9 protein-coding genes, 1 tRNA gene and 1 pseudogene are annotated in these 11,864 nt (G+C 44.3%); 1 reads left to right on the plus strand and 10 read right to left on the minus strand.

Features of this window, described 5'->3' with window-relative positions:
* Nucleotides 1-49 precede the first annotated feature (49 nt).
* From HMPREF9124_RS07220 to HMPREF9124_RS07235, 4 genes and pseudogenes are all read right to left on the minus strand, one after another.
* Nucleotides 50-307 (minus strand): hypothetical protein, encoded by a 258-nt coding sequence (locus HMPREF9124_RS07220; RefSeq protein ID WP_009429642.1) that lies wholly within the window; start codon nucleotides 305-307, stop codon nucleotides 50-52.
* The gene (polA, locus tag HMPREF9124_RS07225) at nucleotides 307-2,901 is read right to left on the minus strand and encodes a DNA polymerase I (protein WP_009428660.1); all 2,595 of its coding nucleotides are present in this window, start codon (nucleotides 2,899-2,901) and stop codon (nucleotides 307-309) included. The genes HMPREF9124_RS07220 and polA overlap by 1 nt, the downstream gene beginning before the upstream one ends.
* A gap of 113 nt (nucleotides 2,902-3,014) precedes the next feature.
* Nucleotides 3,015-3,185 (minus strand): annotated as a pseudogene (locus tag HMPREF9124_RS07230) (hypothetical protein); the annotation flags it as partial.
* A 46-nt stretch (nucleotides 3,186-3,231) separates the two neighbouring features.
* Nucleotides 3,232-3,576 (minus strand): anti-sigma factor family protein, encoded by a 345-nt coding sequence (locus tag HMPREF9124_RS07235; RefSeq protein WP_009427997.1) that lies wholly within the window; start codon nucleotides 3,574-3,576, stop codon nucleotides 3,232-3,234.
* A 104-nt stretch (nucleotides 3,577-3,680) separates the two neighbouring features.
* Between HMPREF9124_RS07235 and HMPREF9124_RS07240 the strand changes: the two genes are divergently transcribed.
* Nucleotides 3,681-3,759: transfer RNA gene (locus HMPREF9124_RS07240), tRNA-Leu, on the plus strand.
* 34 nt (nucleotides 3,760-3,793) lie between these two features.
* On the opposite strand, the gene upp is transcribed toward HMPREF9124_RS07240, so the two are convergent.
* The 6 genes from upp to HMPREF9124_RS07270 form a co-directional block, all read right to left on the minus strand.
* Nucleotides 3,794-4,435, minus strand: a complete 642-nt coding sequence (gene upp, locus HMPREF9124_RS07245) for a uracil phosphoribosyltransferase (protein WP_009429921.1) — start codon at nucleotides 4,433-4,435, stop codon at nucleotides 3,794-3,796.
* A gap of 2 nt (nucleotides 4,436-4,437) precedes the next feature.
* Complete coding sequence (locus tag HMPREF9124_RS07250; protein WP_009428181.1) at nucleotides 4,438-5,115, minus strand: UDP-N-acetylglucosamine pyrophosphorylase; 678 nt, start codon at nucleotides 5,113-5,115, stop codon at nucleotides 4,438-4,440.
* 121 nt (nucleotides 5,116-5,236) lie between these two features.
* Complete coding sequence (locus HMPREF9124_RS07255) at nucleotides 5,237-7,177, minus strand: DNA topoisomerase (protein WP_009428925.1); 1,941 nt, start codon at nucleotides 7,175-7,177, stop codon at nucleotides 5,237-5,239.
* 1 nt (nucleotide 7,178) lies between these two features.
* The gene (locus HMPREF9124_RS07260; RefSeq protein WP_009428516.1) at nucleotides 7,179-8,228 is read right to left on the minus strand and encodes an aldose epimerase family protein; all 1,050 of its coding nucleotides are present in this window, start codon (nucleotides 8,226-8,228) and stop codon (nucleotides 7,179-7,181) included.
* 144 nt (nucleotides 8,229-8,372) lie between these two features.
* The gene (gene asd, locus HMPREF9124_RS07265) at nucleotides 8,373-9,452 is read right to left on the minus strand and encodes an aspartate-semialdehyde dehydrogenase (protein WP_009429254.1); all 1,080 of its coding nucleotides are present in this window, start codon (nucleotides 9,450-9,452) and stop codon (nucleotides 8,373-8,375) included.
* A 177-nt stretch (nucleotides 9,453-9,629) separates the two neighbouring features.
* On the minus strand, nucleotides 9,630-11,864 hold the full coding sequence (locus tag HMPREF9124_RS07270) for a DNA gyrase/topoisomerase IV subunit A (RefSeq protein ID WP_009429250.1): 2,235 nt from the start codon (nucleotides 11,862-11,864) through the stop codon (nucleotides 9,630-9,632).

Consider the following 11,864-nt stretch of genomic DNA (forward strand, 5'->3'; position numbering starts at 1 on the left):
ACTTTTTCAGTCCGACTAATCTTTTAGTACAGCAAAACAAAAAGTATTCCTACTCATTCCCTAAACGGCTCAGATACAGGCGAATCTCCTCCAAGCCTTCTTCGGAAAAAGGAAAGCTTTTCTTTTCCTTTGCTTCCTCCGGCGTATGCGAAAAGGCATAGGGCTCAGGCCAAGTATAGACAAGAAGCGATTTGCTTTCTCCTTCCTCTTGTTTTTCAATGCGATAGCATATCCCTTGAAAGGATCCCGTATAGGGAGATTTTTTTAAAAAGCTTAGAGGAAGAAGATCCTTCTTATCGATTTCCATTAGTGCGCTTCCTCCCAATTTTTCCCGGTCTTCGCTTCCACAAGGAAGGGAACCGGAAGAGTCAAGGCATTTTCCATGGAGGAAACCAGAATTTCTCTTACCCCATCAAGCTCTTCCTCCGGCACCTCCAAAAGAAGCTCATCGTGAACCTGTAAGACAATTCTACTCTGAAGCTCTTTTCTTTTAAGTTCCTCATAAACCGCATTCATGGCTACCTTCATCATATCCGCAGCCGTACCCTGAATCGGAGAGTTCATGGCTACACGTTCGCTGAAGCTTCTTCGCATAAAGTTGGAAGCATGAATCTCAGGTATTGGACGGCGTCTTCCGAAAACCGTCTTCACATATCCGTTTTCTCTTGCAAAGGCTATTTCCGAATCCAAATACTCCTTTACCTTCGGATAGGTCGTAAAATAGCGCTCAATATATTCCTTTGCGTCGGCCCGTCCTATACTTAGGCCCTCGGAAAGTCCGAAAGCGGAAATGCCGTAGACAATGCCGAAGTTAACCGCCTTTGCGTTTCTTCTTAATTCATCCGTTACTTCATCGAGTGGCACATGGAAAACCTGGGACGCGGTAACTTTATGAATATCTCTATCCATACGATAAGCTTCAATCAGTTTTTCGTCCTTGGAAAGCGCAGCCAAGATACGAAGTTCAATCTGGGAGTAATCCGCATCCAAAAATACGCAGCCCTCCTTGGGAATAAATACGGAGCGGAAATGTCTTCCCATTTCGGTTCGGATCGGAATATTCTGTAAGTTTGGGTCCGTAGAAGAAAGTCTTCCTGTTGCCGTAACCGTCTGTTGGAATACACCGTGTATACGGGAGTCTTCCCCGATATAGTTCAGTAAGCCTTCCGCATAGGTGGAATTCAGCTTCGCATAGGTACGGTATTCCATCACCTTCGCCACAATCGGATAGTCCTCCGAAAGCTTTTCCAGTACGTCCACTGCCGTGGAATAGCCCGTCTTCGTCTTCTTTCCGCCTGCTATTCCCATTTTTTCAAACAAAATTACACCGAGCTGCTGGGGAGAGTTGATGTTAAACTCTTCTCCCGCCATGGCATAAATTTCCTTCTGCAACTCGTCAATTTTCTCTTTCAGAACCTTTCCATAGGAGAGAAGTTCTTCCTTATCGACCAAAATGCCGGTCTTTTCCATAGAATAGAGCGTTCTTGCAAGCGGCAGTTCAATCTTCTCATAGAGCTCCCACTGTCCCTCTTCCTTTAATTTAGAGAAAATACTGTCCTTTGCCTTTAGGGCGATGAGTGCCTGATAAATTCCCTCTTCCCGGCTGTCTTTCAGTTCTTTTTTCCCGGGTAAAATGAGAGAAAGATAGTCTCTTGCCAAATCATCATAGAAATAGGACTCTTTCAGAGGGTTCAAAAGATAGGCCGCAATGGCCAAATCATAGACCTCTCCTTCCGTGAATATCTCATGGAGGTGCATCTCTTTCTTACTTTCCAAAGTATAAATCTTACAGGTCTCAAAAAGCTCCGGAAGTTTCTCCTCGGACATACGGAGCGGAACACGGTATAAACGTTCCTCGGAAAGTGCGAGATAGAGCATCTTCTCTTCTTCCTCCGCTAAAATAAGTCCCAGTTCTCCCTGCTTTACAGCGTCCTTTACGACAATCTGAAAAAGATAAGGATCCGTGACATCCTTCCATGGCTTTAATTGAAAAGCAGGACTTTCCTCTGTATTTTCCGAAGAAAAACGGGGAATCAGAGAGCGGAACTCCCATTTCTTCACAAGGGCAAGGCTCTTCGCATTCGCGTAGTTTTCCAGTTTGGCATCTTCAAATCGGAAGGCAATGGGGGCATCAATACAGATGGTCGCAAGTTCCTTCGATAACTTCGCAAGCTCAAAATGTGTCTTTAAATCCTCTGCCGCTTTCGGCTTTCTGGGTACCTTGAATTCCGGATCATCTGTATGAGCAAGGGCATTTTCAATACTGTGATACTTTGCAATAATCCACGTTGCCGTTTTTTCTCCCATACCGGGAACCCCCGGAATATTATCGGAGCTGTCCCCCATAAGAGCTTTTAAGTCAATAAACTCCTTTGGACTGACTCCCCACTCCGCTTCCACATCCTTCGGGTAGTAATTGTAAATATTGGTTTCCCCCTTTGCCGTCTTCGGAAGGGAAATTTTGATATGCTTATCAGAAAGTTGTAAAAGGTCTCTGTCACCGGAAACAATGGTGACTTCCTTTCCCTCTTCCTGCATTCTTTTGGCAACCGTTCCCAGGATATCGTCTGCTTCATAGCCTTCCATGGTTAAAATGGGAACATTCATGGCAGTAAGAAGCTCCTGCAAAATCGGAACCTGCTGCTTCAATTCCTCCGGCATGGATTTCCTCGTCCCCTTGTAGTCGGAGAACATCTTATGTCTAAAGGTCGGCACAGGCATATCAAAGGCGACAGCAACATGCTCCGCCTCTTCCAATTCCAATTCTTTAAAGAAAATGTTTAAAAATCCAAAAACACCGTTTGTGGGTATTCCCTCATGATTACTCAAAATCGGTACGCCGTAAAAGGCCCTGGATAAGATGCTGTGGCCGTCGATTAACAACAATTTATTCTGCTTCAAAGAATCCTCCTACTCTGTACGAAAATGAACTGTCAGAAGTTCTGTTTTATCGAAAAATCAAGGGCAAATAGCCTAGAATAAAATAGAATAAAGAAAAAAACAGTGCCCAAAAAGACAGCAACATGCTCCGTCTCTTCCAATTCCAATTCTTTAAAGAAAATATTTAAAAATCCAAAAACACCGTTTGTGGGAATCCCCTCATGATTACTCAAAATCGGTACGCCATAAAAGGCCCTGGATAAGATACTGTGGCCGTCGATTAACAACAATTTATTCTGCTTCAAAGAATCCTCCTACTCTGTACGAAAATGAAATGTCAGAAATTCTGTTTTATCGAAAAATCAAGGGCAAATAGCCTAGAATAAAATAGAATAAGGAAAAAAACAGTGCCCAAAAAACAAGCGTTTCCGAGCTAATCCTCACTGCAGAAAAGAAATGTCCCAAGCGTAGAAAATGTTCCGCTTCTTCTTCCATTTTTCGGTAGGATCGGTCCACCGGCATATTTTCCTTCCCATCCAGACTTCTTAAGCCATGATAAATCATGTGTGTCACACGCAATTCTTCCTTGCAATCCGGGCAAGTTTTAATATGTTGCAAAAAGTCCTCCAGCCTATCCTCTTCCCAGTTTCCCTGCACGAAATCATAGATATATTTTCTAGCCTCTAAACAGTTCACTATACACTCCTATGGTAAAATAATGGCAAGTCTCTTTCCACAAAATACTTCTCCAAAAACAATACTTGCAAAAAAAAATAAATGTGCTAATCTTTATAGCGCTTGCCGCTGTGGCGGAATGGCAGACGCACTTGACTCAAAATCAAGCGGGAAACCGTGCCGGTTCAAGTCCGGCCAGCGGCATTTTGAAAGAGGAAAGAAGATTCTTTCCTCTTTTTTATTTCGTTCCGAAAATTCTATCTCCCGCATCTCCAAGTCCCGGACAGATGTAGGCATTTTTATTCAATTCTCTGTCTAAATTTCCAACATAAATCTGCACATCGGGATGCTCTTCATGAAGCTTCTTTACCCCTTCCGGTGCCGCAATGATGCATACGAACTTAATCTTCTTTCCGCCATGCTTTTTAATGAGATTAATGGCATCCACACCGGAACCGCCTGTTGCGAGCATCGGATCGCAAACCACGATTATTCTCTCTTCAATCGGGTTCGGAAGCTTACAGAAATATTCTACCGGCTTATGTGTGGTTTCATCTCTGTAAAGACCGATATGTCCAATCTTTGCGGAAGGCACCAAGGCAGTCAGTCCGGAAACCATGCCGAGACCTGCACGAAGGATAGGTACAATAGCAAGCTTTCTTCCTGCAATCACATAGGTATCCGCCGTTTCAATCGGCGTCTCCACCGGAACCTTGGTCATCGGAAGATCCGACAGTGCTACAAAACCCATAAGCATGGCAATTTCTTCCACCAGTTGACGGAATTCATTGGTCCCGGTGTTTTTATCTCTTAATATGGAGATTTTATGGGTAATCAGCGGGTGGTCCAAAATAAATACATTTTCACCAAATTGATTCATTGCTATTCCTCTCCTCTCTTCTTTACAAGCGTATTCTTGTCTTTATAGATTGAGCCACCGGGTATTATACCCCTTACAGCGGACAATGGATAGATATTCGTATGGGAAAAAATAATTGTTCCCGGATTTAAAACACTTTGACACCCCACTTCCACATGATCGGAAAGAATAGCCCCGAACTTTTTAAGACCGGTTTCTATCTCCCCGTCTTCAAAATGCAGTATGAGCAGTGTCTTATCCGATTTCACATTGGAGGTCAGTGCCCCGGCTCCCAGATGAGAATATTCCCCCAGAATGGAGTCTCCGACATAGTTATAATGCGGAGTCTGCACGTGCGGGAAAAGTACCGCGTTTTTAAATTCACAGCTGTTTCCGAGCACGGATCCGGCTCCCGCAAAGACATTTTCCCGTAAAAAAGCCCCCGGCCTAAGCTCACAGTCTTCCATAAGGATAATATTCTCTCCCAGATAGACGTTCGGGTAAAGCTTTACCGTCTTATGGATAAATACCCCCGGTTTTACCTCGTTAAAGTCCTCCGGAAGACTTTTCTGCACTTCTTTAATCCAGGCTTTAATCTTCGGAAGTGCCTCCCAGGGATAGAGCGTATCCTTTAACAAGCTGTCATAGGGTGCTTTCAGCTCGGGAAAAACTTTCTTTGTTGTACAAGCTTCCTTTTTCATATTTTCCTTTCTATCGTATCCTTTCAATCAGAATTAAAAAAAACCTTTTTCAACTTCTTATTACGTTTCGTTTCCTATAGCTTTTCGTTTCCTATAGCTTTTCGTTTCCTATAGCTTTTCGTCAGGCAAACTTTACCTTTTCCGTATTTTTCCGTACAAAATCTTCGAGCTTATCCATATACTCTTTCTCTTCTATCTTTCCCTCTTCCACATAGGAAAGTCCCTTTTCCCAAGAAGCGGTGAGGGTCGGATTTAAAAGAGAGGGAATGGAGTTCCAGAGAATATGCACAATTTTCTCCCCTAAAAGGCTCGGAGAAAGCTGCTGGTTCTTCTTATCCAAATGAATATATTCATTCTTTTCCAGCTTGGTAAGAATCCCTGCACGCGTTGCGGAGGTTCCGATTCCGGAACCCTTGATTTGTTCCCTTAGGGACTCATCCTCTATCAGCTTTCCCGCGTTCTCCATGGCAAGAATCATTGTTCCCGAAGTATAGCGTTTCGGGGGAGAAGTTTCTCCCTCTTTTAAAGCTGTACTCATAAGATAAACCTTAGAACCTTTTTTTAGACCGGAAAGTCCTGAAAGACCGCTTACATGATTCTCCTCATTTTCCGAATCTCCTTCCTTTTCTTCCTTCTCTATGCTTTTTTCATAGAGCTGAAGGTAACCCGGTTTTTCAAGCCGCTTTTCACTCGCTAAAAACTCCTCCTCTAAAACCGTAATAGAGAGATTGTACTTTTTGTACTCTGCGGAAGGATAAAAAATAGAGAAGAATCGACGGACAATAAAATCAAAGACCTTCTTTTGAAGCGTTCCCAGACTATTGTACTGGGCTCTTCCCTGCCCGGTCGGAATAATGGCATAATGGTCGGTGATTTTCTTATCGTCACAGTACTTCGTCTTAGCGATACCGCTATAACTTTTTCGCTCCAAGATATCCTTTGCAAAGGGGAGGTACTGCGGAAAGGCGGAAAGACCGCGGATATTTTTCTCAATTTCCTTGGAAACAGCTGTGGAAAGTACCCTGGCATCCGTTCTCGGATAGGTGCAAAGCTTCTTTTCATAAAGCTCCTGCACAAGCTTTAAGGTATCATCCGGACTGATTTTCAAAATCTTGGCACATTCATTCTGAAGTTCCGCCAGGTTAAAAAGAAGAGGCGGATTTTTAACTTCTTTTTTCTTTTCCAGACTTGTAATGCTTCCTTCCTGTGGATACGGCCTAAAGATTTCCTGAAAGGCCTTCGCTTTTTCTGCCTGTAGAAAGCCCATATTTTTATATAAGTCGGTTTCTCTATAGTACTTACTCTCTTCCTTTCCTCGAAATTCACAGGAAAGGGCTGCACTTTCCCCGTCCAAACTGAAATCTCCGATGACTTTCCAGAAGCTCGTCTTTTGAAAGGCGCGAATCTCCATTTCCCTCTGCACAATCATGGCAAGAACGCAGCTCATCACTCTTCCCACCGCGATAACGGTGGATTTTTCCTTTCCAAGTGCTCTTGCAAGCTCTCTTCCGTAGCGAAGGGTCAGCACACGGGAGAAATTGATTCCCATAAGATAGTCTTCCTTAGCCCTAAGATAAGCGGCCGTTCCCAGCCTGTCATAGGCGGTCTTTGCCTTCGCATCTCGTATGCCTCGAAGAATTTCTTCCTTCGTTTGCGAGTCAATCCATACCCGTTTTTCTTCCGCCGTAATTTCCGGACATTGGGAAGCAACAAGGCGATAAATATATTCTCCTTCTCTTCCCGAGTCGGTGCAGATATAGATGGTTTCCAGGTCCTTCCTCTGTAAAAGGGCGGAAACCACGGAAAATTGCTCCTTCACGGAGGGGATTACCTCGTAGAGATACTCCTTCGGAATAAAGGGAAGTGATTCCATCTTCCACTTCTTAAGCTCCTCATCGTATTTTTCCGGATAACTCATACTGATGAGGTGTCCCACACACCAGGTAAAGATATAGTCCTGATTTTCCAAATAGCCGCGGTTTCCTCCTCCTGTTGCCACTCCCAGTGCTTCCGCAAACTGCTTGGCAACGGAAGGCTTCTCCGCAATGAATAATTTTTTCATTTTAAATTAATCTTCTAAAGAAACGGTAAATTGTTTCAGACTTATACACTACTCCCGCTTTCACAACCGGAGACGGAAAATTCGGCTTATTTATCGCATCAGGATAGAACTGCGTTTCCAGGCAAAAGCCGCTATGCTTTCCATAGTCACAGCCACCCTTTCCAAGATCTTCCGCAGCCATAAAATTTCCGGTGTAAAACTGAATTCCCGGGCAGTCCGTCTCCACTTCCATGGCAATACCGGACTTCTTGCAGAATACTTCGGCAGCACAGCGGAGTGTTCCGTCATAGTCTCTTATACAGAAATTGTGGTCGTATCCCCCAACTGCTTTCAGCTCATTCTTAAGACGTTTCGTATCGAGCATCGCTTTCTCTGTCCTAAAGTCAAAGGCAGTTCCTTCTACTGCGCAAATTTCGCCTGTAGGAATCAGATGAGAATCGGAAGGCGTGTAGCTGTCCGCATGGATGCAAATTTCATGCTCGGAAAGAGAACCGAAATCATGTCCCATCAGGTTAAAATAGGCATGATTGGTAAAGTTCATGATGGTATCTTTATTGGAAAGTCCCTTATAACGGATTTTCACTTCATTATCATCTGTCAAAGTATAGCGTACGGAAAAATCCAAGTCTCCCGGGAAGCCTTGATCCATATCCTGTGAAAATAAAGCCAGCGTCAGAGTATTTTCCCCTTTCTCCTTTACTGTAAAGAGGCGCCTTCCATAATAATCGGGACCGGAATGGCAGTTACTGTACTGTCCGTCGTTCAAGAAAAGACGATACAACTTGTTGTTCAAGTTGAACATTCCCCCGGCAATACGATTGCAGTTTCTTCCCACTACTTCTCCCATATGACCGGGATTTTCCATAATATCTTCCCAGTTTTCAACAGAAAGCAGAAGGTCAAGTTCTTTCCCACTCCGGTTCGGAAAAAGGAGAGAAAGCCAAACTCCGCCAAGGTCGGTAAAACTTGCCTTGACTCCGTTTTTATTTTCCATCGTAAAAAGATGAACCTCTCTTCCGTCCACAAAATGTCCCAATTTTTGAACCTTCATGCGCTCCTCCTTCTGTTTTCCTGAACCGTTTAACGAAATCCTAAAATCGCAGTACGAAAATTCCGAAATGAATGATAAAAAAAGGATGCAAGAAAAGAAAAATTCCATGATTTAGTCTCTTTCTTTCCCTGCATCCTCCTGTCTTTATTTTGTAATATAACCGAGTTCTACCAGCATTTCTGCAGAAAGCACACCACCTCCCGCAGCGCCTCTTAAGGTATTGTGGCTAAGACCGACAAACTTATAGTCAAAAAGCTGGTCTTCTCTTAATCGGCCGATAGACACACCCATTCCTTTTTCATAATTTACATCTTCCAAAACGGAAGGACGATTATCCTCCTCTAAATATTGAATAAAATGCTTCGGTGCAGAGGGTAAATTTCTCTCCTGCGGAAGTCCCTTATAGTTTCTAAGCGCGGAAATCAACTCTTCCTTAGTCGGTTTCTTTCTAAAAGAAACCGAAACGGTAGCCGTGTGGCCGTTTAACACGGGAACACGAATACACTGTGCACTGATAACGAGATCCTCTTTCAAGGCAATCCCCTTCTCAGTAAGGGTACCAAGAACACGCAGGGGCTCTCTCTCGGACTTTTCTTCCTCTCCGCCGATATAAGGAATAATATTTCCTACCATTTCCGGCCAGGTCTCAAAATTCTTTCCCGCTCCGGAAATCGCCTGATAGGTTGAAATCACAGCCTGATACGGCTCAAATTCCTTCCATGCCGCAAAGGCCGGGGTATAAGACTGAATGGAACAGTTCGGCTTTACAGCAATAAATCCCTTCTTGGTTCCTAAACGCTTTCTCTGTCTTTCTATAATTTTGTAATGCTCCGGATTAATCTCCGGCACAACCATCGGAACGTCCTCCGTCCAACGGTGTGCGGAGTTGTTGGAAACCACCGGAAGTTCCGCCTTCGCATAGGCTTCCTCAATGGCCAAGATTTCCTCCTTATTCATATCCACTGCGGAAAATACGAAATCAAGACCTTCCTTAACAGACTCAATATCGGAAACATCCTTCACAACCATCTTCTTGACGGACTCGGGCATCGGAATGTCCAACTTCCACTTATCTCCCACAGCCTCCTCATAGGTCTTTCCCTTGGAACGGGGAGAAGCCGCAAGGCAAGCTAATTCAAACCAGGGGTGATTCTCTAAAAGTGTGGCAAATCTCTGCCCCACCATTCCGGTTGCTCCTAATATTCCTACTTTAAATTTTTCCATCTTATCCCTCTTTCTATACTTCTTACATTTTTACTTTACACGGCTATACTTTGCAAAAGATTGCCCTGCAAGCTTTAAACAATACTGCTTTTACGCTTGAACCTTTTATCATTTTTCGTTAACTTCAGTATGCCAACTTTTTTATTGTATCATGCTCCCTCTAAAGAGAAAATCCCTTTAACTGTGTTTTGCCCCTTTTCCTCCGCGCTTTGCGAGCTTCAGTCTCGACAAGGACAGATTTTTTCCGGAAAGCTTCAACTCAGTCTGCTCGGAAAGAAGGTAAACCGACTTTACGCTGTCTCCCTTCCTAAGGCTCATGGCACAGACGCCCCTTGCGGTCTTTTTCTGCACAGGAAGCTCCTCTACCGGGAAACGCAGGAAGAAGGAATCCTCGGACTCCAAAACGAGCTGTTCCTCCGCCTTTACGGGAAGGACAGCTACTAAACTGTCATCCACCAGCTTCGTTGCCTGCACCAGACGATTTTGCGTATCGAATTCCGCGCCCTCTACCCTTTTTCCATAACCGTTTCTGCTTAAGAAAAGTAAGGTTTCCTGTAAAAGCGCAGTTTTTGCAAATACGGAAAGCACAATCTCCTTATCCGAGGAGAATTTACTGAGGTTATCCAGGGGGATACCCTTATCCTTAAATTTTGCCAAGGGATAGTCCAAAACCTTAACCTGATGGAGATTCCCCTCACTCGTAAAGAAGAGTAGACGATCCGTATTCTTACAGGAAAGAATAAAGGGATAATCCGCCTCTATGCTTTCCTTATTTCTCTGGTAAACCTGCGGCTCCAGAAGCTTTCCATAGCCGAAACGATCCTGCACAAAGAAAAGATCCATTTCTTCAATGGCATTTTCATCATAAACGGCTTCTTCCGCGTTCCGAATCTCCGTCCTTCTCTTTCTTCCGAACTCCTCTCGAATAGAAAGAAGCTCTTCCTCAAGATGCTTATATAGCACTTCCTTGGAGGACACAATCGCCTTATAGTTCTTAATGTTTTTCAAGGTCTCTCTATAGGACTTTTGCAGAGACAAAATCTCCAGCCCGATGAGCTTGGAAAGCCGCATGTCGAGAATGGCCTGCGCCTGTACCTCGCTAAAGGAAAAGCTCTCAATATCCTTTAGGAAAATCAGATCTCTGTCCTTTAATTGCAGAACCGAACTATCCCCCTGCATCAGGGCAATCTTCGCTTCCTTTTGGCTCTTTGCACCGCGAAGAAGAGCAATAATGGCGTCAATCACATCCACCGCCTTAATGAGTCCTTCTTCTATCTCCTTTTTCTTCTCTTCCTTTTCCAGAAGCTTTCCGAACTTGGAATGAATCCGTTCTTCCTGGAAGGAAAGGTACTCTTCCAAGACACGCTTTAAGGAAAGAGTTTCCGGCCTGCCCTTTGCAATAGCCAGCATATTGACCGGGAAGCTGTCCTCTAGTTTGGTTTTCTTGTAGAGAATATTTTCAATCTTCTCTATGTCCGCATTGCTCTTTAATTCAAGAACGATACGAATTCCCTGCTCTCCGGACTGGTTCGATATATCCGTAATATCCGTAATCTTCTTCTCATCGCAAAGACCGGCGACGTCCTGCATAAACTTACTGATTCCGGCACCGACCATAGTATACGGAATTTCCGTAATGACGAGCTTGTCTCTATCGTTTTTTCCCTGTTTTTTCTCAAAAACGAGCTTCCCGCGAAGACGAAGCTTTCCCTGTCCCGTAGCGTAGATTTCCGCTAAATCATCTTTATTGGCAACCATTCCTCCCGTAGGAAAGTCCGGTCCCGGCATGATGCGAAGCATTTCTTCCAAGCTCATCTCCGGATTTTTCATGTAGGCGAGAATCAGGTTAATCAGCTCTGCCAGATTATGAGAGGGAGTAGAGGTGGTCATGCCTACCGCGATTCCTTCGGAACCGTTTAAAAGAAAATACGGAATCTTTGCGGGAAGCACCTCCGGCTCCATAAGCTTACCGTCATAGTTTGGCTGAAAAGGCACGGAAAGGCTTAGATCCTCAAGCATGGCTTTTTCCGTAAAGGCTTCCAGTCTTGCCTCCGTATACCTTGGAGCTGCGGCAGAATCACCTTCAATGGAGCCGAAATTTCCCTGCCCTTCGATAAGCGCCTGCATACGCTTAAAATCCTGCGCCATAACAACTAAGGTTTCATAAATCGAGCTATCCCCGTGCGGGTGATACTTACCCATGGTATCACCGCAGATTCTTGCGGACTTTAAGGTCGGGCGATCATGGAAGACGCGAAGTTCCCCCATATCGAAAAGTACCCTTCTTTGCACCGGCTTTAAGCCGTCCCGAATATCCGGAACGGCTCTACTCGTTATAACACTCATGGAATAGTCTAAGTAAGACTTCTGCATCTCCTCGGAATATTCCGTGCTTAAGATTTGTTCTGCCAT

It is taken from the genome of Oribacterium sp. oral taxon 108 str. F0425 (assembly GCF_000214455.1).
Lineage (GTDB): Bacteria > Bacillota > Clostridia > Lachnospirales > Lachnospiraceae > Oribacterium > Oribacterium asaccharolyticum.